Raw genomic sequence first — 24,068 nt, 5'->3', positions numbered from 1 at the left:
TATTCCCCATAAATAGGCGATAACGCAGCATAAAAGCCAAACATGGGCTGCCCGTTGGGTTCTTTCTAGGGTGATAAACTCTTGTTTATTGTTTTTTACTTATTCTTACATGGATGTAAGTCATTAAAATAACGCAGGAGCCGTTATCGAGCCTACTAATTTACAAACCACGCGCCGCGATTTAATCGCCCCTAGATTGAACAAATTTCTCTCCGCCAAGGTCAACACGCCCTAGTATACCTTTAATCAATACGCTGATATAAGCCTCTAAAACAGTAAGTGAGGCAAAAAACCACACTTAAACGCTATAAGTGATGCGTTTTAACATAAATAATAATTATTACAAATAGCTTTTATATCTAAAAAGTTAATGTGATTTTATTTTTACGTAATGTTCGCATTTTGCTTTAAGGCGCAGTGTTCCTTTCTAAAAATACTTATCTAGTACAAGCAAAGCATTGTTATAAGTTTTTGATAGTTAATTACTTTAATGAGTAGATTTTCTTTATGCAGCGAATGTTTTGCTAAGGGATTTACGCACAGTTTAGCTATATTAAATAGTATTTTTGCCGATCTCCCTTTGTTCTAAAAACTAAAACTATTTTAAAAATAAAACAAAAAAGCAACATTTAGGTTGATTGTTAGGTATTTGTAATTAGAATAGTCGCTATTACAAATAAGAATGATTCACATACAATATTAGGATTCAACATGAATTTGCGTAAATCTCTCCTTGCTAGTGCAGTAATTACTGCAACTATGGGTTTAACTGCGTGTGGCGGCTCAAGCTCCAGCGATAGCACCGAAACACCAACCACTCCAACAGTGACTAATTCGGCACCTACCGCTATTAGCTTATCAACAGCGGCTGTAACAGAAGATGTAGTAGGCGCAGTAGTCGGTACTTTAAGTGCAACCGATGACGATGCAACAGGCATGGTATTTACACTTTCTGATGATGAACAGTATTTTGAAATTAATGACAGCAATGAGCTAACGCTTAAAAGCACGTTAGCGCTTAATGCTGAGCAAGTAGAAACAGTTGATGTAACAGTTACTGCAACCGATGCTGGCGATTTAAGTTTTACACAAACACTGAGCGTATCTGTAACTGATATTGAAGCGCAAGATGGCGTAAACGTTTACGAATTTGCCTCAACAGTTAATGCTAGTAAATCTGCGGTAAGTTACACAGGCCAAGTGGCTCGCCATGCACTTTCGGCGCAAATTAAAGCTTACATAAGCTTATTAAGTGTTGATTACATTGAAAGCGAAGGCTTAACGGGCGATGCCGTTAAAGCGCAGTTAATGGCTTATTGGAGCGATTACGAAGCCGTAAAAGATAACAGCTTTTTGTTTATTGATGGCGCAACTACATTGCAACAGTCGTTTGCAGAAATTTCGAGTTCAGGCAAAACCTTAACAGGTAAAATTGCCGGTAACGATGCGTCTAAAATGGAAGAAGACTGGCTAACAGAAGGCACATTTGAAGGTTGGAGCGACTTCGGCACTCAAGCAAAAACACCAGAAGGGCTCATTTTTCATTACTTTGATTTACTTGCCGCCAATGTAGATGCAATTGCAAGCGGTACACAATCTGAGGATATAAACGGTAATGACATTACTGCGGCATACATCACAACAAGTGGCCTTGATTTAAACCAGCTTATTCAAAAGCACACGCTAGGTGCGTTAATGTTCTCGCAAGGCGCTGACGATTACCTAGACGAAGGGCTTGATGAAGATAACACCGATGCAGCAGCCGATGGTACTTACAGTACTTTAGAGCATCAATACGATGAAGGTTTTGGTTACTTTGGCGCAGCACGTCATTATTTAGAATTTAGCGACGAGGCTATTTCTGATGGTAGCGCAAGCGCTGATATTGATGGCGATGGCAAAATTGACTTAGCGAGTGAATACAACTGGGGTAACTCTACCAACGCAGCTAAACGTGATAAAGGTGCGGTAGTAGCGACTGACTTTAGCAGCGCAGCAATGACTGCGTTTATTGCGGGTCGTAAAATTATTAACGATGCTGCACCAAGTGCATTAACTGATGATCAAAAAACGCAGTTATTAGCACAACGTGATATTGCTGTAGCCAATTGGGAAAACGCAATTGCAGCCACCGTTGTACATTACATCAACGACACACTAGCCGACATTGATACAGTACAAGGTACAGAGGCAAGTGCTGACGATTTTGCTAATTTAGCTAAACACTTTAGTGAAATGAAAGGCTTTGCACTGAACTTTCAATTTAACCCATTTTCACCTTTTTACAGCGACGATAACGCAGGTAAATTTGCCGAGCTACATACATTACTCGGTGAAGCGCCACTGCTAACAGATGCATACAAAGCGCAGTTAGTAGAGGCACGTGATTTGATGCAGGAAGTTTACGGCTTTGATGCTCAAAACGTTGAAAACTGGTAATAACCAGCCGTTTTAGCACCAAGGAAGGTCAGCCCACGGGCTGGCCTTTTGCCGTTTAATTTTCAAAGTTTTTAGGGTTGAAATAATGATCAATTATGCAAAAAAAGGGGTTGTGGTTGCAGCTACTGTACTAACCCTTAGTGGGTGTGGTGAAAGTAGCTCAAGCAGCACAGGCAGTGATTTTCAAAGTAGTGATAGTGGGCAAACTACTACGCCTGCGGTTACAGAGTTTGATGAAGCACAACTCGTTGCTAACTTAGTCGATAATGTAATAACACCGACGTTTGTTTTGTTTAATCAACAAGCACAAACACAAACACAGGCCGTTGCAAATTACTGCCAAGCTGAAATACAAAGCGTACAAGAAAGCTCAGAAGAGGCCATTGCGCTGCGTGCTCAAGCACAACAAGCCTGGCTAGATACCATGGCGGGTTGGCAACAAGCCGAAATGATGCAAATGGGGCCGCTTCTTGATAACGCAGGGCAGTTACGTAACCAAATATATTCATGGCCTACTTTTAGCCGCTGTGGGATAGACCAAGACGTGGTGTATAACCAAGACGGTGTTATTAACCAAGATCAAAATCGCCCGTATGCCATTAGCGAAAGAACAGCAACACGCCGCGGCTTATTTGCAATTGGGCATGTGTTGTTTAACGAGCAATTAGCGCATCACTGTAGTGTGGCAAATGATGCTCTTGCAGATTGGAATAACCGCACAGATTTAGCGCGTCGTCAGGCTCGTTGTGAGTTTGCTGTGGTGGCAAGTGAAGATGTTTTAAGTTCGTCAGCGCAGTTATTACAAGCTTGGCAAGGGGATAGCGGTTTTGCTAATGAATTAAAAAATACCGGCCAAAGTGGCTCTCGCTTTAGCACAACTCATGAAGCGCTTAATCATATTAGCGATGCACTGTTTTATATCGACACAATAGTAAAAGATAAAAAATTAGCAGAGCCGATTGGTATTTTTTCAAATTCGTGTGGCGCATCGGCGTGCCCTGAAGATGTAGAAAGCCTAGATGCGAAAAGCTCTTTAGATAATATTCGTAATAACTTAGCGGCGTTTGAAGCGTTAATTATGGGTAATTTAGACGCTGAGCAAGCAGGCACTGGCTTTGATGACTTTTTAGATGCAGAGCAAGCACAGGCTACTAAAACACGTTTAGTTGAAGGAATAGCAGCCCTTAAAGCCACTTTAAATAGCATTGATAGCTCGCTGGCCGATTTGCTAATTGATAACGAGCAACAGGTACGTGATGTACATGGCCAAGTGAAAGTGCTGACCGATGAGCTAAAAAATGACTTTATTAATGAGCTAGCACTTGAGCTACCTACCACCTCTGCAGGCGATAATGACTAAGGGCGACAATGAAATACAATAAACTTACAATTGCATTGCTTATGGCCGTAAGTTGCCAAGCAGTGGCAGAGCAAAAAAACGAATTAGAACATATTCAAATTATTAGCCATAACGATAAATTGCGCACCGAAGCAGGCTCGGCAACTTTAATTGGCGAAGCGCAACTTGAACAATTTGAGTTTGATGATATTCATCGTATTTTATCGCAGGTGCCTGGGGTAAACATACGCGAAGAAGACGGCTTTGGGCTAAGGCCTAACATTGGTTTTAGGGGCGTAACCCCTGAACGTAGTAAAAAAATAACCATTTTAGAAGACGGTGTTTTAATTGGCCCTGCGCCGTATTCGGCACCGGCGGCTTATTATTTTCCGCTTACTACACGCATGAGCGCAGTTGAAGTGTTTAAAGGCCCAGCAGCCATACATTATGGCCCACAAACGGTGGCGGGTACGCTTAATTTAGTTTCGCGTCAAGTACCTGATGATGCCAGCGGTATGCTTGATATTTCAGCAGGCTCCGATGGCTATAAAAAAGCGCACGCGTATTATGGTAACCGTCAAGGGCAGTTTGGCTTTTTAGTTGAAGGCGTTCACCTAGAAAGTGACGGTTTTAAAGAGCTTGATGGTGGGCAAAACACAGGCTTTGAAAAAGACGATTTATTAGTTAAATTAGATTACACACTTAATAGCGAGCAGTTTAAGCAACGCTTTGAGTTAAAGCTGGCCTATTCAGATGAGCTTTCTAACGAAACCTACCTTGGGTTAACCGAAGAAGATTACCAGCAAACACCGTATCGCCGTTATGCCGCCAGCGGCCCTGCAAATATGGATACTAAGCATACGCAAGTGATGTTTACCCACCAACTTAGCAGCGACAATTTTGCCCTTACAACCCGCGCCTACCGCAACGATTTTGAACGTGCGTGGCTTAAACTCAACGCGGTTACTAACAGCAGTGGTAGTTTGTCGGATATTTTGGCAGACCCAACACGCTTTGAGCGTGAATATAGCGTTATTAGTGGCCAAGCCGATTCGGTTCAAAGTGGTGAAAGCAATGTGTTTTTAACCATGGGAACTAACGACAGAGCCTTTTTCTCGCAGGGCATACAGTTTGATGGTGATTGGCAAGTCGCTGCGTTTGGGCTAGAGCACTCACTCTCATTCGGGGTGCGTTTTCATCAAGATGAAATAGAGCGCGATCATTTTGAAGACACATACGCCATGGTTAACGCGGTTAACACCCGTACAGACACCGCGAGTGTATTTACCACACAAAATACCGAATCTACCGATGCGTGGTCGTTATATATTGAAGACAAAGTAACCTTCGATAAGCTAACTCTTGGTTTAGGCGTGCGCGGCGAGTTAATGGATATGTCGTATCAAAATGACGCCCTTGGACAAGCAAACGATTGGCAAGATAAATCGAGCCGTATTTGGTTACCTGGTTTAAGTGGCTTTTACCAATTATCGGCCAATGCAGGGTTACTTTTTGGTGTACACCAAGGGTTTGTGCCCTCAAGCCCATCTAGCCCTGTACGTGAAGGAGATGAAGAGTTTGAAAAAAGCGTAAACTATGAATTTGGTGGCCGTTACAACAACGGTAACAGCCAAGTGGAAGTAGTGAGCTTTTTTAATGATTATTCAAACTTAGTAGAAAGCTGTGGCCAGTCAAATTGTGGAATCGAAAACGAAATTGACCGCGAATTTAGTGGTGGGGAAGTGGATGTATGGGGCGTTGAGTCTCAATTTGCACACACTTATGTATTAAATAAGCACATTGATGTGCCGGTACGCTTAACTTATACCTACACGCAAAGTGAGTTTAAAGAAGAGCTATTTAGCGAATTTACGCAGTGGGGGCATATTCGCCCGGGCGATCATTTACCGTACTTGCCTAACCATCAAGCTGCGCTGAGCTTAGGCCTTGCACATAACGATTGGTCGGTTGATGTATTAATAAAATACACCTCAGAAATGCCAGAGGCCGCTGGCGTAGCTTATACCGCTGGCGAGCTTGGTAACACCACAGGGAATGATTTTTCATTACCGTTGGCAGGTGCCGAGGTACCTGCTACAACCGTTGTAGATATTGCTGCGCGCTACGAGCTTGATCAATATGGGCATATTTACGCTAAGGTAGATAACCTGTTTGACCAAGATAACATTGTTAGTCGTCGCCCATATGGCGCGCGCCCGGGTAAACCGCGTAGCGTAGCCGTGGGTTACAAATATCAATTTTAAGAGGTAAGTTATGCTCGAGACTATATGGCAAACGCTTCTTCAAACGCCAAATTATTTGTTTGATGCCAATAAACGTATTTTTATTGGCTATAGCATTGCGGCGATAGTGATTGCTATGTTGCTGTATTTCTCGGGCCGTGCGCAGCAAAAAAAGCGCACGTGGCGTGGGCTGGGGCGCTATTTATTTAGTAAGCGTATTTGGCTGAGTAAAAGTGCCAAGCTCGACTACCAATTATTAATTATAAACCGTTTACTTAAAGCCGCGCTGTGGGTGCCTATAGTGTTAACTATGGTGCCTGTTGCTATTGGCGTAAGTGATGCCCTGCAATGGCTTTTTGGTGAGCGCGCAGTATGGCAGCTGCCAAGTACTGTGGTGTTAGTTATTTTTACCGTTTTATTGTTTATATTTGATGATTTAACACGGTTTTTATTACATTTAGCACTGCATAAAGTGCCGTTTTTGTGGCATTTTCATAAGGTACATCATAGCGCGTTAGTGCTCACCCCAATGACCATTTATCGCAGCCACCCGTTTGAAAGCTATTTATATGCCTGTCGAATGGCGTTAGCCCAAGGTTTTGTAGTGGGCGTTTGTGTGTATTGCTTTGGCCGAAATTTATCAATGTTAGATATTTTGGGGGCTAATGTATTTGTATTTGCCTTTAACGCTTTAGGCGCTAATTTACGCCACTCACATGTGTGGTGGAGCTTTGGTAAAAAAATAGAAAATTGGTTAATTAGCCCAGCTCAGCACCAAATTCATCACAGCGATAACCCAAAACATTTTGACCGTAACTTAGGCTCAGCGTTAGCCATTTGGGATAGAGCCTGTGGCACACTGATAAAAGCGCATCAAGTAGGTAAAATTACTGTAGGCGTTGGCAATAACGACCGCGGGCACAACAGTGTAATGGATGCGTATTGGCGGCCAATTTACGAGAACCTACAAACGCCTTGGCAACGTGTGGCTAAAGCCGCTAATAAGGTGAATGTTTTTAATAAAAAAAAGCCCATTATTGAGGTTAATATTAACGACAAAACAGTTAAATAGCGCTCGGTTACAAAAAATAAAAGGTTAAATTGTAAATTTTGTGTTTCAATAATCGTATCAAACTCGGTACATACACGCGTACCTTCTTTAATTTACGATGACGATTTAACATGCATTACAAATCAGTTTTATTAGCAAGTTGTGCTTTATTGCTAAGCGCCTGTGGTGGCTCAGGCGGCGATGACACGGCCACCGTCAATTCAAATAAAATTCCTACCTTATCGATTGCCGACATACCCAGAGAATTAACTAAAGGCCAAACCATTGAGCTAATTGCAACAGCAAGCGATGAAGACGGCACAATAAGCAGTGTGGTTTGGCAACAAACTGCGGGCACCACGTTATTGAATGAACCATTAGATGCGTTAAGTACCCGCCTTACTATACCCGCTGCGCAAAGTTATGAGCCTATAACGTATTCATTTAGCGTAACAGCCACCGATAATGAAGGGGCAACAAACACTCAAACCGTTACATTTGTAGCCAAAAACAGCATGGACATACACAGCGCCGCTAGGTTATTACACCAAGCTAGCATGGGGCCAACGCTTGCTGAAATAAACAGTGCTCAAGGTTTAAGTGAGCAACAATGGCTCGATAACCAAATAGCACTGCCAGTTAGCTACCATCGAAACTACTTGGTAAAACTTGAAGATGACGAAGACTTTAAATATATAAGCCGCATAGATGCATGGTGGAAAGCGGTGCTACAAAGTGACGATCAACTACGCCAACGCGTTGCATTTGCACTGAGTGAAATATTGGTCGTATCGGATGAAAATAGCGATTTGCGAGCACAACCAGAGGGCATGATCACTTACTACGATTTATTGCTCAAACATGCGTTTGGCAATTTTAGAGAGTTACTCGAAGAGGTAACGCTTTCGCCAATTATGGGCACGTACCTAAGCCATTTAGGGAACGAAAAAGCTGATGAAGCACTTAATATTCGCCCAGATGAAAATTACGCCCGTGAGGTTATGCAATTATTTACCATTGGCCTAGATGAGTTAAACCTTGATGGCACCGCTAAACTAGATGCAGACGGTAATAGCATAGCAACTTACGGACAGGCTCAAATACAGGGGTTTGCGCGTGTATTTACAGGCTGGACATTTGCCGGCAGCGAAACCTTTAAACGCAAAAGCCGTGATTATATAAACCCTATGCAAGCTTACAGCGAATACCATTCGAGCAAAGAAAAAGTACTATTAAATAATGAGGTTATACCGCCAGGTTACGGCCCAGAGGAGTCGCTAAAAATAGCCCTCGATAATTTATTTAATCACGACAACGTAGCGCCGTTTATTTCTAAGCAGCTTATTCAGCGGTTAATTACCTCAAACCCTACAGCGCAATATGTAGAGCGCGTTGCACGTGTATTTAACGATAATGGAAGCGGTGTACGAGGCGATTTAGCTGCAGTTGTTAAAGCTATTTATTTAGATGACGAAGCACGCTATTTTGGCAGTGTACTTAGCTATCAAGGTAAAATTAAAGAACCACTTTTAAAAACTGTGCAGTTTTGGCGAAACCTTAATGCGAAGTCTCAGCAAGGTTATTATAAAACGTGGAACTTAGTCGATAGCTATGGGCAAGGCCCCATGCAGTCGGGCTCTGTATTTAACTTTTTTAGACCCGATTACCAAAGTGCGGCGTTACGCACGCAAGGTTTGGTAGCGCCTGAATTACAAATAGCTAACGATGCGACTTTAATAGGCACAATGAATGCCTTATTTGCAAGTTTGGTTTGGAGTACAGCCGAAGCGCATACCGAGTTAAACCCTGCAGGAATTTATGTTTATGTACAAAGCGATGTGGATTACTTGGCGCAAAATGGCATTAGCGCACTGATAGAGCAATATAATACCCTGTATTTTGCCGGCAATATGAGCGCTGACACTACACAAGCTTTACTTGATTTAGATGCCTATTTTGATGAGGACCAGTACCGCGTGAGGGTTTCGTACTTGTTATACATGATTGCTATTTCACCTGAATTTAACGTGCAGTATTAGGAGCGCATAATGAGCCTAAATAGAAGAGACTTTTTGTCATTATGTTTAAAAGGCGGGGTATCGGCAGCCGCTTTAACCAGTTTGCAGCTACAAGCGCTAACGGGGGCAACTAATGCAATAGAACTCGGTGATTATAAAGCCCTAGTGTGTGTATTTTTATACGGCGGAAACGACTCACTTAATATGTTGCTACCCCTTGAGGGAGAGCAGCGTAGTTTATACGAGCAAAGCCGGCAAAACCTCGCAGTAGACAATCCGCTAGCGTTAAGTGTTTCTCAGCAGTTTGCAGGTGGCGTGGGAATTCATCCCTCACTTGCGCCTTTACAGAGCGTGTTTGAGTCGGATGATTTAGCCTTTGTTGGTGGCGTAGGCACTTTACTTACTCCCACCACATTAACAGATTACAAAAATAACGCGGTGCCTTTACCTAAGCATTTATTTTCGCATAACGATCAGCAAGCGTCATGGATGTACGGCCGAGAAAAAGCCTCTTTAAACAGTGGGTGGGGCGCACGTATGCTAGAGCGATTAGCTGTAGAGGATCAGTTTGCGGCAAATATCTCTCTCGATGGCACTAATTTATGGCAAACAGGCACAAATACCAGTGCCTTTGCGCTTAACAAAAGTGGCATAAGCACAATTAACGCCTTTGGTGGTTATCAGCCCCGCACTGAGCACGTTACAAACATAATGAACCGCTTGCTAGGCAATGCAAGCCATGTACTAGGGCGTGAATATGCGAATGGCTTAAATAGCGCAATTACCAACACGCAAACGATGAACAGTGCGCTTGAACAAGCCCCAGCGCTTACTACCACCTTTAGCGATACTAGCTTGAGTGAGCAATTAGCCGCGGTGGCCAAAGCTATTAGTGTGCAGTCGTCGTTAAGTACACAGCGCCAAGTATTTTTTGTCTCTATGGGCGGATTTGACACCCACGATGATCAGCTTACTGCGCACCCTGCATTATTAAATACGCTAGCTCAAGGGCTCAGCGAGTTTAACAGTGCCATGAAAGAGCTAAACATGAATGATAAAGTCACCACGTTTACTATGTCGGACTTTGGCCGCACGCTCACCTCAAACGGCGATGGCACCGACCATGGCTGGGCGGGTAATCAAATAGTAATGGGCGGCGCGGTAAAAGGCCGTTCTATTTATGGCCAGTTACTTACTCAGCAATTAGAGGGCGAATACGATACCGGTGGCGGGCGGTTAATTCCGCAAGTGGCTAACGAGCAATACTTTGCAACATTAGCGCAGTGGTTTGGCGTGCCTGTTTCGGAGCTGGTTGATATTTTTCCTAATTTAAGTAACTTTAACAGCGCGACCTTAGACTTTTTTGTGTAATGATACTGACACGCCAGCCTAGGTACGTTAGTTTAAGGTTAAAGCGCCGCTGCTTGATAATAAAAATGCGTTATTTAGTTGTTTTAATTAGCTTATTTTAAGGTTTTTGAACAAAGCTTATTATTTAAAGCACTTAAGTATCACTATACAGTGGCGTTGGCTGTTAATTGTAATCTAAACCCAGTGCTTGGCAGTATAATGTACTGGTTTCAACTACTTAAAATTAAAGATCACACATGATAAAGGAATCATAATAATGAAAATTTTAGTGAGCTTAGTAAGTTTAATCGCTTTTTTACTCGTTTTACTGCCAGGGCCTTTATATAAGTATGGGGTTGTTGAACTAAGTACTGCGTTTGCAGGGTTTAGATTTGGTGTGTATGTGGGTGGCGCTGCATTAGTGCTGCTTGTTATACAGGTTATTTTTATGCGTAAAACGCTTAGCATGGGCAGCACTTTAATGGCATTGGTGTTTGCAGCCATCGCGATTGCAATGCCACTGAGCATGATGAGCAAGGCTAAAAGCGTACCCGCGATCCATGATATTTCGACCGATTTAATTAACCCGCCAAAATTTGTGGCAATTGTACCGCTGCGAGCGGATGCTAAAAACCCAGCTGAATACGCAGGAGAAGAAACAGCCACGCAGCAACGCAAAGCTTACCCTGAGCTAAAAACACTAAATTATGCACAATCAAAAACAGACTTATTGGCTGCTACCGAGCAAGCAGTTAAAAATTTAGGGTTTGAGCTTGTTAATGTTAATGTTAATGCGGCTACGGGCATTGTAGAAGCAACGGATACCACCACATGGTTTGGTTTTAAAGACGATGTAGTTGTGCGTATCAATGATGAAGGCAGCCAGCGCTTTGTCGATATACGCAGTAAGTCACGGGTGGGGCGAAGCGATTTAGGAAAAAATGCTGAACGTATACATTCACTCATTGATGAGATAAATACGTTACTGGATAAGTAACCAACATTTAAGTTAAAAAAGCTCAACCTTGTTGGGCTTTTTTGGTCAGGGTGCATTCACAGCGCCGGCGTTAGTGTGAACCACATCAAAGTGCATACCAGTATTATTTTTAGAGACAGCCCTTATGGGATTGGTTTTAAAATAAAGCACTTAAATAAGCAAAAAGGTAGACGACTTAAATTTTTACAGACTATGGAGTTGTTATGAAAACAGTAGGATATGCAGCAAAAAGCGAAGGTGCGCAACTAGGTGAATATACTTTTGAGCGCCGCGATTTACGCGATAACGATGTAGAAATTGAAATTTTATATTGTGGCGTATGCCACTCTGATTTACATGCAGTGCGCAATGACTGGGGAGGCAGCCGTTACCCGTTAGTCCCTGGGCACGAAATTGTAGGTAAAGTAAAAGCCATTGGTAGCGCTGTTAAAAACTATGCAAAAGGTGACACGGTAGCGGTAGGCTGCATGGTTGATTCATGCCAAAGCTGCAAACAGTGTGATAACGGCGAAGAGCAATTTTGCCAAGAAGGCATGGTAGGCACATACGCAGGTAAAGACAGAGAAACCGGCGAGATGACCCAAGGTGGCTATTCTAAACATATTGTTGTTCGTGAAGAATTTGTACTATCAGTCCCTGAAAACCTAGAGCTTTCGCGCGTTGCCCCTTTATTATGTGCAGGTATCACTACTTACTCTCCATTACATAAGTGGGGCGTTACAAAAGGCAGCCGTGTTGCCGTTGTAGGGCTTGGTGGCTTAGGTCACATGGCTGTTAAAAATGCCGTAGCCATGGGCGCGAGTGTAACAGTGGTTGGGCGAAGTGAGTCTAAAAAAGATGACGCAGTAAAACTTGGCGCGCAGCATTATTTAGTGTCGACTGACGAAGATGCAATGAAAGCGTCGCAGTCGGCTTTTGATATTATTATTGACACCGTACCTGTTAAGCACGATTTGTCTATTTACACACCCTTATTAGACATAGATGGGACGCTAGTTATTGTTGGGCAGGTTGGCCCCGTAGAGGAGTTAAACACTGTGCCTCTTTTAATGGGTCGTCGGCGCATCGCAGGATCACTAATTGGTGGGATAGAAGAAACCCAGCAGATGCTAGATTTCTGCGGCAAAAATAACGTATTGCCAGAGTGCGAAATGATTAATATTGACCAAATAAACACCGCGTATGAGCGAATGGAAAAATCAGACGTACGCTATCGTTTTGTTATTGATATGGCGTCGTTAGAGGCCCAGTAAGGTGGGTGATTAAATACCCTTGTTAAAGTAAAAGAGCGGCTAATTGTATTAGCCGCTCTTTTTATATGCTTAACACGTTTGTGCTGCGGGTTGTTGTTTATTAAGTTGCAAGTAGCTTAAAAACCACATTACTAAGCCGCCTAAAAACAACGCTGCTGCGACATAGCCTGTTTGGTTAGGCGCTGCACCTTGTGCAATAACAGCCCCGCCAACCCAAGGGCCGATAGCATTTGCGGTGTTAAATGCGCATTGTACTAATGCACCAATCATTGCATGGCCCTCTGGGGCTACATCCATTAATAAAGATTGAATAAGCGTTGCCAAACCCACACTGCAACCAATAAAAAATATAACCGCATAAAGCATCCAAATATTGTAACTTGCGCTAACGTAGGCAATTGCAAATACAATGGTGCACACCAGTGCAAGGCCTGTGGTTTTAATGGCAGATTTATCGGCCGCTTTGCCTAATATGTAATTACCTAACGTACAACCAATACCAAACATCACCATAGCGATAGAAATAGTGTAAGGGGCTGTTTTAGTTACATCTAAAATTGTATCGGCAATGTATGTATAAATACAAAACACGCCGCCAAAGCCAATAATAACAATACCTAAAATAGACCACACCAGTTTATTTTTAAGTACGCCAAACTCATTAAGTAAGTTAGATGGCTTAGCGTTATCGATATTTGGCACTACTTTGTATACAAATATAAACGCAATAAACGCTAAAACCGCAGCGCCACCTAAGCAATAACGCCAGCTTAGGTTTTGCCCCACCAAGGTAACAATAGGCACGCCAACGATGGTCGCAATGGTTAAGCCCATAAATACTTTTGACATAAAGCTCGCGCGTTTACCCGAAGGGGCAATATCGGAGGCAAGCAAAATAGCGGCACCAAAGTAAGCGCCGTGAGGTAAGCCACTTAAAAAGCGAAAAATAACGAGCTGCTCTAATGAGGTTGCTAATGCACTCAAACCATTAGAAATACACATTAGGCTTAAAAAAATCAGCAAAGCTTTGCGTTTTCGCATATTAGCCGTTGTAAGCATTAATACCGGCGCGCCTACCACAACACCAATAGCATAGGCGCTAATTGCATAGCCACTTTGCGAAGGGGTTGAGCCAAACGTTTCACTGATCAGCGGCAGCATAGGCATCATTGAAAATTCTGATAATCCTAAAATAAACGTACCTAGTGCTAACACTAATAAAATAGCAGCTTTATTTAACTGATTAGATGCCGACGCAACATCTGCACTCATAGAAGATCCTTTAACGTTGATTTTAAAAATAGTGAATAGCCACACATTAATTGCGTGGAGAGTAAACATATATTAGGTGTGGAGTGTGTCAGTGAGATGGCTATTTTAAGTTAAAAAGTGTACTGCGTCATGTATAAAAAATAGTATTTTTGGCTTGTTTTACTTTTGTTAACAGGCAAAAAGTGCTACTTATTAAATTAATTTATAAAAAGTTTTTACAAAGCAGCTCACTAGCAAGTGTTTAATTGCTAGCAGAAAAACTAAAAAACACCTATATTTACAAAGTTGTTACATTTATTGCTAGCTTACATATTATTTTTATATTTGTTTGTTATTGTCATCCTATTATTATTCCCTAAAGGTTTAACACATGTTTGGTCTACGAAAAGATAACGCCAAAGTTGAAGAATTGGAACGTCAACTCAATGAAAGTAAATCAGTACTATCCGCTATTTATAACCATGTAGCGTATATTGAATTTACACCCGAGGGAAAAATTTTAGACGCTAATGAGCTTTTTTTAGATACCGTAGGCTACAAAAGAGAAGAGGTAATAGGCAAGCACCACCGGATGTTTTGCGATTCAGACTACGCTAAGTCGAGTGAGTACAGCCAATTTTGGCAAGCGCTGCAAGGGGCAAACTCAACAAGCGGTACCTTTATGCGATTTAACGCTAATGGCGAAAAGCTATGGCTAGAGGCTACTTATTTTCCTGTTGAAGTAAACGGGGTGGTTACTAAGGTTATTAAAATAGCGTCGGATATTACAAAAAATTATGTACAGCGAAAATCTCAAGAAGCGCTCACCGAAGCGCTTGATAAGGCGCTGGCTACAATAGAATTTCACCCCGATGGCACCATAATTAAAGCAAATCAAAACTTTTTATCTACGGTGGGTTATTCACTTGCAGAAATAGTTGGCAAGCATCACAAAATGTTTTGTACTGACTCTTTTTATCAAAATAACCCTCGGTTTTGGGAAGAGCTAAGCGATGGACAGTTTAAGTCGGGTAAGTTTAAACGCATAACTTCTGATGGCTCGCAAATATGGCTGGAGGCAACTTATAACCCCATTTTAGATAATAAAGGCAAAGTGATAAAAATAGTGAAGTTTGCCTCTAATATTACCGATCGCATAAAAGACAACGAAGCCGTTAGTGAGGCTGCACAAATTGCGTATGAATCGGCGGTGTCGAGTGCGCAAACGGCAAAAACGGGCTCAGATATATTACATGATGCAATTGCAAACTCAGATGCAATTGTAAGCCAAGTACTTAAATCGGTTGATTTAATTAAAAACCTGAATGAGCAGTCGGCAGTTATCGGCTCTATTGTGTCGACCATAAGCAGTATTGCCGATCAAACTAATTTATTGGCGTTAAATGCAGCCATTGAAGCTGCCCGAGCGGGCGAGTACGGGCGAGGCTTTGCCGTGGTAGCTGATGAAGTTAGGCAGCTTGCAGCAAGCACCAGCAGTTCAACCAACGAAATAGCTACCGTAGTTAAAAACAACCAAGAGCTGACTAACGATATTTCAAAGCAAATCACCTCCGTCTCTGACTCCTCAGAGCAAGGCCGAGAGCTTATAGCGAAAGTCTCAGAAGTAATTCAAGAAATAGAACGCGGCGCAGATGCTGTTTCTGCAACAGTGTCTAAGCTTAACGTGAGTTAAGTGGCAGTAAGTTCTCAAAGTGCGACATTTTGTCGCGCTCTAAACTTGTAACTACATTATATAATTTATGCCATATATAACAGTGGGATAAATTATAAATGGCTCATATTCAACATATCCAACATTCTTATTTATTCTCTCCTTTAGCACTTTTATTAACTGGCCTTTTATCTCCTGCAGTATTTGCAGATGATAACACTTTAGAAATTATTGAAGTGCACGGGCAGGTACACAACAAGCACTTATCGCTTGGTTCGTCAGAGGCAATGCTTAGCAATTTAGGTGTTGATTTTTCGGCTGCGGGCGGGGTGTCTAACTTACCTATTTTAAATGGTTTAATGGGCGATAGAGTAAAAGTACTGGTTGATGGCGCAGAGGTTACTGCAGCGTGCGCTAATCAGATGAACCCGCCTCTTTCTTACGTATCAGCTAATCAAGTAATGGCTTACAAAGTAGTTGCTGGTGTCTCGCCAGTGAGTGCTGGTGGCGATAACATTGCAGGTGTAATAAGCGTTAACTCAATTTCACCACAATATAGCGAAAATAGTGAGCTAGCATGGCATTCAGGCTATGTCTCGGCTAAGTACAGCAGTGTTGATAACGGCCAAAAACTAGGTGTGGGAGCACCTTTAGCAAGCGATACTGTGAGCCTTAATTACCAAGGGTCGTTTAGTGATGCCAACAGCTACAAAGATGGAAAGGGTAATGTGGTACTTGATACATTATATCGGGCTCAAAACCACAGCCTAACTGGCGCGATACGTGACGATAAACAGCAAGTTGTGATAAAGCTTACGCATCAAAAAATACCGTATCAGGGTTTTGCTAACCAGTACATGGATATGACTGATAATAACAGTTATGGCGCTATTGCCCAATATAAGCGCAGTTTTGAAAACAGCGAGCTACAAGGGCAAGTTAATTGGCACAGCGTTAAACACGAAATGGGTTTTTTTAGTAAAGAAAAAACCGGCATGATGCCCATGAAAACAGATGCAAAAGACATAAGCACACAGCTTAAATGGCGCCTTACACTTGATCAAAATAGCTCATTACTACTTGGACAAGAATATTATAATTACCGCATTGATGATTGGTGGCCGGCGATTGAAGGCTCAACCATGATGGGGCCAAATGATTATATAAATATTAATAACGGTAAGCGTGAGCGTATTGCCTTATTGGCAGAATATGAAAGCCAAATCAATAACAAGCTCTGGTTAAATACGGGTATAAGGGTTGAGCGTGTTAATACACAGGTTGATGAAGTACAAGCCTATAACGATGGCATGAGTATGATGAATATGGGCAGTTTGAGCGCAATGACAACTGCCAATAATGCGCTAGCTGCCAATAACTTCAACAATGCAGATAGAGATAAAACCGACACCTTAGTTGATGTAAATGTATTAGCTAATTATCAAATTACACTTTATGACGAGCTGCAATTAGGCCTTGCCCGTAAAAACCGAGCCCCTAATTTATATGAGCGCTACAGCTGGGGTGTAAGTAATATGGCAAGCACTATGATTGGCTGGTACGGCGACGCTAATGGTTATATTGGTAACCCAAACCTCAAAGCCGAAACCGCCCATATCATCAGTGCAACGTATTCAAAAACAGCAAAAAATGATGCGTGGCGAGTAAGTGCTAATGTGTGGTACACCGATGTAAACGACTACATTGATGCAGATATTGTACGTAGTTTTAATAGTTATGGGTTAGCAAACACATCACGTAATATTTTGCAGTTTAGTAATGTTGACGCCACATTATATGGCGCAAAGCTTGATATAGGTAAGTCACTTTATCAATCAACACAGTTTGGCGAATGGCAATTAAAAGCAAACATAACGAGCACTCGTGGTAAGCGCCGCGACACTAACCAACCGCTTTATCAAATTAAGCCGTTACATACAGCGCTCTCATTAAGCCAGCAAATAGGGATATTTGAAAATGCACTGTTGTGGCAATGGGTGGATACAAAATCACGCGTTGATGTTAACCGCTTAGAAAACCAAACCGTTAGTTATAGCTTAGTTAATATAAGCTCTAAAGCTTCTTTTGATGCGCTTACGCTGGGTATTGAGGTGGTAAACTTATTTGATACGTTTTATCAATTACCCCTAGGCGGGGTAAGTATTGCAGCGCTTAAGCAAGGTAGCAGCACGGGGTTTACTCAATTAGCTGGGCAAGGGCGCTCATTTAATATAAGTGCCAGTTACGCATTTTAAACCCATATAAAGCGTTGAGAATAGGTTGCTTGGCGCTTTAGTTTAATCTGATGTTGGCGTAACTTGCTCGGCGTTGGTTGTTTGCTGCGCCTCTAAAGCTAGTTTTTCACGCTCTGCTTTTGATACATACGCCGGTTTATTACTTTTATGCAATTTAGCATTAGCACGTTTATCTTTTTTCTGAAATTTGGTGACAATTTTTTTGCGGCGGTTCATTAGTACTAATACTCTGGTTAATTAAGGTCGCGCATTATACAACCAATGCAATGTAAGCCGCTATCTAAATTTAAAGCGCGATTGTTGTAACCCTGCCGCAAAGCGCTATTTAATACTATTGCTTGGCGGTATAATTTAGCTTTAATACCAATTTAATTATTTAAGCGATTTATTATTGCGCATTGGTAGTAATGATTCATACAAAAGGATACGTTTTGAAAAAGTTAGCTTTGCTTTGTAGTGCTTTATTTGCTTTTAGCGCACATGCACAATTACATACAAATATTGATAGTGTTGCCGATTACGCTGTTAATACTTATCAACAATCACAAATTCACACGTTAACTAATTTAGTGGCTTTTCCTACGGTAAATAAAGAGTCGATACCCGCGCCACAAAATCCTGACTTTATTAATTTTAAATCAGTATTAAAAATGAAAGCTGCAGAGCTTGGGTTTGATTACCAAGACTTAGGCTACACCGTGCTTATAGGCATGGGAGATCAAAGCGAAAAGGTTACCGTTGTAACCCACGGAGACGTACAACCTGCCAATGCCAGTAAGTGGAAACAAAGCCCATTTATAATTGATACCTCAGAGCCTGGCAAATTAGTCGGGCGCGGCACAGAAGACGACAAAGGCGCAATAGCCACCGCACTATACGCCATGAAAGCGATTAAAGATAAAGGCATAGAGCTTAATAACCGCATAGAGCTGATGATTTACCTAGCTGAGGAATCTGACTGGGGCCCGCTTACTGAATTTATGAAAACCTACGAGCAGCCAAAATACGCCGTAACCATTGATGCATCATACCCAGTTGTAGTTGCCGAAAAAGGCTGGAGCTTAATTGCTCCTACCTTTAATGCTACCTCAAAACAAACCGGTATGTATGTGAGTGATTTAGCGGGTGGCGCGTTTAAAAGCCAAATACCAGAAGATGCAAGCTTAGTGCTGCATAACGCAAGCGCTGTAGTTATTAACTCATTAAAAGCTAAAGCTAAAACACTTAGTGAAGTTGAGTTTAACTTTGAAGAGCTAGCTGAAGGCTTAAAAATAACTGTAAAAGGGGTGTCTGCGCACTCTTCAGAGCCAGAGTCGGGCGTTAATGCTATTGCACACCTGAGCGAGCTATTTAAAAACGTAGCACTTGAAAATAATAGCGATGGGCAGCTTATAAAATTTGTAAATCAATTAATTGGCTTAGATATTCATGGTAAGCAATTTGGTAATATTGCCTACAAGCATGAATTCATGGGCCCAATGAGCGTAGCCCCAACCGTAATTGAACGCGATGGTAACGCACTAACGTTAGCCATTAACGCGCGCCGCCCAGTTGGTAAAGATGAAAACCTACTTAAAGCACAAATAAACAGCGCGATTAAGGAATGGGAAACTGCAAATAACGTAATGCTTACTAAAGTCGAGACCATTATTGGTACACCCATGCTGTTAGATAGCGCGCCGCACGCACAAAAGCTGCTTGATATTTTTAAACATTTTACAGGTGACGAAAAAGCTGACTTTGTATCAATAGGGGGCGGCACTAACGCAAAGCTATTTGATAATGCAGTATCGTTTGGCCCTTCAATGCCAGGCAAACGTTATACAGGCCACTCAGAGCATGAATTTATTACGCTTGAGCAATTAGCGCTTAATTTACGTATGTATACCGCAATGATGATAGAGCTAGGTAATATGTAAGCTATAGCTGTTTTAATATAAAAGCCGCCTTGCTTAACTGAAGTGACTCCAGCAAGGCGGCTTTTTTGTATTTACTAAAACTGAGCTACAAAACTGAGATTGTATATATTGTAGTCATCGTTATCGGTGTAATTAGCTGTAAAATAGTAGTTATCGTTAATAAAGTATTTACCTTCAACAACTAAATCTGAGTCGTATAAGCCAACGCCAACTGCAACATGCTTATTAAAGTAATAATTTGCCAACACATTAAAAATTGAATCATCGCCAGCATCGAGATAGTCAGCATTTATAGTAAAGTAGCGTTCATCGTAAAGGTGAGCAAAGTAACGTGATGATAAGTCCCACGACTCTATTTCATCATCAGTCTCAACAGTAAAACCAATGTAGTCGGTGTCATTAATTTGGTGATTATATTGCGCTTTAAACAAATAAACTGTGTCACCATATTCGTAATCTACCATACGTGCAGATACTTTTAACGAATCAGCAAATAAGTAACCTATGCCAAGTGAATAGGTATCAGTATCGCCAATATTAGGCAGCTCTATGGTTGCAAAAGCATTACCGTAAAAGCCTTCTCCAAAAAAACCTTTTCTACTAAAACCATCTGAATTAAAGTAATTTAAGCCTATATTACTATCTGTATCTAGGTAGCCATAATCATCCCACACTCCCGAGCTTTGTTGCTCTTCAAAGTAATAATGCGTAGATAATCCGTACACATTATCGCTGTAATAGCGTGAATCAATTTTTGCGTAGTTAATTGTATTAAACCATTGCTTTGATGCTGATTGTTCGGCGTTTACTGATGCTGTACAGCTAAGTGCAAGCAAAGAGAGTGGCATTAAGTAGCGCATAAGTATCCTTTCTTAAAATTAAATAGGTGTATCTAGAAAAGGTATTATATTAAATACTCTTTAAAATACATTTAAATAATTGTAAGTAACTGTATGTTTGTATAAGTATTTGTAGATATGCGCTTGAAGGGGCTGCTATAAATTGATGACTAATGTCATATTAACTGATGACAAATGGCACCTTTCAGGCTTTAAAATTAAGGCAATAATAACCTTACATTTTAAGAGGAGAGCAAACATGAATACACCAGCATTTTTTGATAATTTAAAACGTTACTTTGTGGCTTTGGTATTTTTGACCGCGATAAACTTAATTACATCGCCAAATAATTTATGGGTAGTTTGGCCTGCTTTAGGGATGGGTATAGCACTGCTAAATGAGTTATTAAACTCAAATAACTCAAAAAGGGTTAGGGATGAGTGTTAAGCCAAGTAACAGGTTACTTGGCTTAACGCGTAAAACCGTAAGGTTTAAAAATTACGTTTTATGCGGTTGAGTCGAGCGTTGCGTTTAGGGAGATTTCGGTATTAAGTAGCTTTGAAATAGGGCAGCTTTTTTTAGTTTGCTCACACAATGCCTGAAATTGCTCGTTAGCAATATCTTTAATACGTGCGTTTACTTCAAGCGCTATATGGGTGACTGCAAAGCCGTCATCAACCTCATCAAGGCTTACGGTGGCTTTAGTATCAATTTTATCGGCTTTAAAACCGGCATCGCCAAGTGCAAGCGAAAGCGCCATACTAAAGCAGGCACTGTGCGCAGCTCCCACTAATTCTTCTGGGTTAGAACCAGGCTCGTCTTCAAAGCGAGTATTAAAACCAAATGGTTGTTTATCAAGTGCGCCGCTTTGTGTAGAAATACTGCCTTTACCTGTTTTAATATCGCCTGACCAGGTTGAGTTTGCCGTTTTTTTAATCGTCATCATCTTCTCCTTGCGTTGCATGTAAGCTTTTCAGGCTAAGTAAGTGCTATTTACATAAAACACCTAAATACAGCCTTAAAAGCCGAGTTATCCATACCATTGCAAAATAGACGCCAGCTCACGCATAGCATAAAGGATTAATACCTTTTACTTTTTATTACGTTTACAACGCTCTGAGCAGTAAATAACGTTATCCCAATCGCGCTGCCACTTTTTACGCCACGCAAAAGGCTTATTGCAAACAGGGCACATTTTTTGTGGTAAGTGACTTTTTTTATGTGCCATATTAATTACTTTTTGCGGTTTTTTTTTGTGTATGAGTAAGCCCTACATGCTTTTTCAATATGTTAGGAATTGCACGTTTAACATCGGCGCGCTCGCGGTATTGCCATAAACGTTCGCGCGCTTGTTTGGAGGCTTGAGTTAAATCAAGCATTGGCTCGGGGTAGTCTTCACCAAGTTTAAAGTCGTTAAACAGCGCTTCCATTGGTGTTTGTTGCCAAGGCTCGTGTAAATATTCTATCGGCAGCTTTTCAAGTTCGGGGCACCATTTTTTAATAAAGGCGCCGGTTGGGTCTTGATCTTCAGACTGTTTAATCGGGTTGTAATGCCTAATGGTGTTAATGCCCGTAACTGAGGCCTGCATTTGTATTTGTGGGTAATGAATGCCAGGTTCAAAGTCTAAAAAGTAATTTGCCAAAGGTAAGCTTGCCTGCTGCCAGCTTATATTTAAATGATGCGTAACGAAGCTAACCAACATAGCGCGCATTCTAAAATTAATATAGCCCGTGGTTTTTAAACAGCGCATACAGGCATCAATAATGGGTATACCCGTTTGGCCTTGTGCCCAGCGCTCAATATCGTGTTGTACGTTGTCATCGTTTCTATATGGGAACTGATGATACCCCGCATTGAGCGCTTTAAATTCCATCGTACTCTCACTTTCAAATTTTTGCATAAAATGGCAGTGCCAATGCAAACGCGATACAAATGCAGCAAGCGGGCGCTTCCAGCCTTTTTTGCTTGGGTGTTTTGCATGGTATGCATCAATAGCGGTTTGATAAACCTGTTTAAGGCTAATATTACCCCACGCTAAATAAGGCGAAAGCCTAGAGCAATGAATACGGCTTAAGCTGGGGCTAGATATGCCTTTTTGATATCCCTTACCGCGCTCAGCAAAAAAGCTTTGCAATATTGTGTGCGCAGTTAAAGGCCCACCTACTTGAAAGTTGTCATCATTTTGCGTGTAGCTGTCGGGTAATTTAGGTGTTTGGTAGTTATTAAGTGTAATGGTTTTTATGTTTTTCCAATTAGGAATAGCAATAGGAGCCTGCATTGTTTGTTGCCAGCGTGCGTTCCAATCTTTACGGTTTTTTTTGCCACGAATAACGCCGCCCGTTTGTGACTCAAGCCAGTTAACTTTGTTAGCTTTACACCATGTAGCCACGGCTTTATCGCGCTCAAAGGTATTGTTTAAGCCAATTTCTTGATGGCTAAATATGTTTGCTATTTGGTATGTTTGATTAAGCGTGTTTAACAGTGTCAGCATGTCTTGGTTAAAAATATACAGCGTTGCTTTGTAGCGAGTTAGCTGCTGATTTATTTCGCCTATTGATTGATAAACAAAACGCCAATGGCGCGCATTATAATGTGCATCCTCAAGCATTAGTGGCTCAAAGTTGTATAGCAGTAACGTGGGTAAATCATCACTAAATGCATTTTTAAGTGGTTGATGGTCGCTAAGGCGTAAATCGCGTTTAAACCACACTATGTTTATTTTTTCGCGCATATTTAAAAAAGTGGCTGCAGTTATGAAATACTGTACGCAATACAGCGCTTTTACGATTTGCAGTACGACGTATAAAGGAAAATTATGTTTTTAGATTTAACGCAAAACACGCAGCACAATGTTTACTCGTATTTAGTGGGGGGTATTAGCCCACGGCCTATTGCTTGGGTAAGCACACTTAGTAAGGAGGGGGTTGCTAATATTGCCCCGTACTCTTTTTTTACAGTGGCCAGCTGTAACCCGCCAGTGCTGAGCGTGACCCAAGTAAACCCACGCGACAAAGCCAATAAAGACACGCTTTTAAACCTTCAAGCCACTAACAACTGCGTGGTTAATATTGTTAGTGAAGAGCTAGTAGAGAAAATGAATCAAAGCTGCGCTAATTATCCACATAATGTGAGTGAATTTGAGGCGGCAAATATTGAAACAATCGCCAGTACACACGTAACATCCCCAGGCGCCGCAGCGGCTAAAGTAAGATACGAGTGCACTTTAAGAGACGTTATTCAGATAAGCGACGAACCCGGTGGCGGCAAAGTTATGCTACTCAACGTGGTGGGGATTTATATTGACGATAACGTGTTAGTGAATGGCTATATAGACCCCACGCGATTAAACAGCGTAGGTAAAATGGGTGGAGACTACTTTAGCTCTACTAAAGATAAATTTGTACTAAAGCGGCCACAATTGTAAAATAACAGATTAACTT

At 41.6% G+C, this 24,068-nt stretch carries 19 protein-coding genes and 1 pseudogene; 14 read left to right on the top strand and 6 right to left on the bottom strand.

Annotation, left to right across the window (positions count from 1 at the left end; genetic code table 11):
* Positions 1-711 precede the first annotated feature (711 nt).
* The 8 genes from B2R65_RS08300 to B2R65_RS08265 all read left to right on the top strand — a co-directional run bounded on the left by B2R65_RS08300 (position 712) and on the right by B2R65_RS08265 (position 12,690).
* Entirely contained in the window at positions 712-2,439 is a 1,728-nt protein-coding gene (locus B2R65_RS08300) for a DUF4856 domain-containing protein (protein ID WP_138611138.1), read from the top strand.
* A gap of 85 nt (positions 2,440-2,524) precedes the next feature.
* Entirely contained in the window at positions 2,525-3,799 is a 1,275-nt protein-coding gene (locus B2R65_RS08295) for an imelysin family protein (protein ID WP_273586203.1), read from the top strand.
* A gap of 8 nt (positions 3,800-3,807) precedes the next feature.
* Positions 3,808-6,042, top strand: a complete 2,235-nt coding sequence (locus tag B2R65_RS08290; protein ID WP_138611136.1) for a TonB-dependent receptor family protein — start codon at positions 3,808-3,810, stop codon at positions 6,040-6,042.
* 10 nt (positions 6,043-6,052) lie between these two features.
* The gene (locus tag B2R65_RS08285) at positions 6,053-7,093 is read left to right on the top strand and encodes a sterol desaturase family protein (RefSeq protein WP_138611135.1); all 1,041 of its coding nucleotides are present in this window, start codon (positions 6,053-6,055) and stop codon (positions 7,091-7,093) included.
* A gap of 110 nt (positions 7,094-7,203) precedes the next feature.
* Entirely contained in the window at positions 7,204-9,111 is a 1,908-nt protein-coding gene (locus tag B2R65_RS08280) for a DUF1800 domain-containing protein (protein ID WP_286741855.1), read from the top strand.
* A 9-nt stretch (positions 9,112-9,120) separates the two neighbouring features.
* Positions 9,121-10,461, top strand: a complete 1,341-nt coding sequence (locus B2R65_RS08275) for a DUF1501 domain-containing protein (RefSeq protein WP_126006262.1) — start codon at positions 9,121-9,123, stop codon at positions 10,459-10,461.
* A gap of 256 nt (positions 10,462-10,717) precedes the next feature.
* Entirely contained in the window at positions 10,718-11,437 is a 720-nt protein-coding gene (locus B2R65_RS08270) for a DUF1499 domain-containing protein (protein ID WP_286741852.1), read from the top strand.
* 203 nt (positions 11,438-11,640) lie between these two features.
* Entirely contained in the window at positions 11,641-12,690 is a 1,050-nt protein-coding gene (locus B2R65_RS08265; protein WP_096739975.1) for an NAD(P)-dependent alcohol dehydrogenase, read from the top strand.
* Between the two features lie 69 nt (positions 12,691-12,759).
* On the opposite strand, the gene B2R65_RS08260 is transcribed toward B2R65_RS08265, so the two are convergent.
* On the bottom strand, positions 12,760-13,962 hold the full coding sequence (locus B2R65_RS08260) for an MFS transporter (protein ID WP_004587418.1): 1,203 nt from the start codon (positions 13,960-13,962) through the stop codon (positions 12,760-12,762).
* A 370-nt stretch (positions 13,963-14,332) separates the two neighbouring features.
* Here B2R65_RS08260 and B2R65_RS19550 point away from each other — a divergent pair.
* From B2R65_RS19550 to B2R65_RS08250, 3 genes and pseudogenes are all read left to right on the top strand, one after another.
* Positions 14,333-15,103 (top strand): annotated as a pseudogene (locus B2R65_RS19550) (PAS domain-containing protein); the annotation flags it as partial.
* A gap of 48 nt (positions 15,104-15,151) precedes the next feature.
* Positions 15,152-15,634: a methyl-accepting chemotaxis protein gene (locus B2R65_RS19545; RefSeq protein ID WP_414704501.1), complete on the top strand. Its 483-nt coding sequence runs from the start codon at positions 15,152-15,154 to the stop codon at positions 15,632-15,634.
* Between the two features lie 98 nt (positions 15,635-15,732).
* Positions 15,733-17,868 carry a TonB-dependent receptor plug domain-containing protein gene (locus B2R65_RS08250; RefSeq protein WP_286741847.1) on the top strand — a complete coding sequence of 712 codons (2,136 nt, stop codon included), beginning with the start codon at positions 15,733-15,735 and terminating at the stop codon, positions 17,866-17,868.
* A gap of 42 nt (positions 17,869-17,910) precedes the next feature.
* Here B2R65_RS08250 and B2R65_RS08245 read toward each other — a convergent pair whose 3' ends face one another.
* Positions 17,911-18,084, bottom strand: coding sequence for a DUF2986 domain-containing protein (locus B2R65_RS08245; RefSeq protein WP_004587415.1), 174 nt, complete (start codon positions 18,082-18,084; stop codon positions 17,911-17,913).
* Positions 18,085-18,299: 215 nt separating this feature from the next.
* Here B2R65_RS08245 and B2R65_RS08240 point away from each other — a divergent pair, with 215 nt between their 5' ends.
* Entirely contained in the window at positions 18,300-19,787 is a 1,488-nt protein-coding gene (locus B2R65_RS08240) for a dipeptidase (protein WP_286741846.1), read from the top strand.
* Between the two features lie 74 nt (positions 19,788-19,861).
* On the opposite strand, the gene B2R65_RS08235 is transcribed toward B2R65_RS08240, so the two are convergent.
* Complete coding sequence (locus tag B2R65_RS08235) at positions 19,862-20,647, bottom strand: putative porin (RefSeq protein WP_286741845.1); 786 nt, start codon at positions 20,645-20,647, stop codon at positions 19,862-19,864.
* 145 nt (positions 20,648-20,792) lie between these two features.
* On the opposite strand from B2R65_RS08235, the gene B2R65_RS08230 reads away from it, so the two are divergent.
* Positions 20,793-21,074: a 2TM domain-containing protein gene (locus tag B2R65_RS08230; protein WP_223230584.1), complete on the top strand. Its 282-nt coding sequence runs from the start codon at positions 20,793-20,795 to the stop codon at positions 21,072-21,074.
* 58 nt (positions 21,075-21,132) lie between these two features.
* Here the strand turns inward: B2R65_RS08230 and B2R65_RS08225 are convergent, their stop codons facing one another.
* The 3 genes from B2R65_RS08225 to B2R65_RS08215 all read right to left on the bottom strand — a co-directional run bounded on the left by B2R65_RS08225 (position 21,133) and on the right by B2R65_RS08215 (position 23,359).
* On the bottom strand, positions 21,133-21,570 hold the full coding sequence (locus B2R65_RS08225) for an OsmC family protein (RefSeq protein WP_029773410.1): 438 nt from the start codon (positions 21,568-21,570) through the stop codon (positions 21,133-21,135).
* Positions 21,571-21,717: 147 nt separating this feature from the next.
* Positions 21,718-21,855 carry a DUF2256 domain-containing protein gene (locus B2R65_RS08220; RefSeq protein ID WP_024034255.1) on the bottom strand — a complete coding sequence of 46 codons (138 nt, stop codon included), beginning with the start codon at positions 21,853-21,855 and terminating at the stop codon, positions 21,718-21,720.
* Position 21,856: 1 nt separating this feature from the next.
* Positions 21,857-23,359 carry a cryptochrome/deoxyribodipyrimidine photo-lyase family protein gene (locus B2R65_RS08215; RefSeq protein WP_273586194.1) on the bottom strand — a complete coding sequence of 501 codons (1,503 nt, stop codon included), beginning with the start codon at positions 23,357-23,359 and terminating at the stop codon, positions 21,857-21,859.
* Positions 23,360-23,443: 84 nt separating this feature from the next.
* Here B2R65_RS08215 and B2R65_RS08210 point away from each other — a divergent pair, with 84 nt between their 5' ends.
* A complete protein-coding gene (locus B2R65_RS08210) occupies positions 23,444-24,052 on the top strand; it encodes a flavin reductase family protein (RefSeq protein WP_138685511.1) in 609 nt (202 codons plus the stop codon).
* Positions 24,053-24,068 lie beyond the last annotated feature (16 nt).

It is taken from the genome of Pseudoalteromonas sp. UBA2102 (assembly GCF_002331165.1).
GTDB lineage: Bacteria > Pseudomonadota > Gammaproteobacteria > Enterobacterales > Alteromonadaceae > Pseudoalteromonas > Pseudoalteromonas atlantica.
Note: the sequence above shows the minus strand (reverse complement) of the source record. Positions and strands in the feature narration are given on the sequence as shown.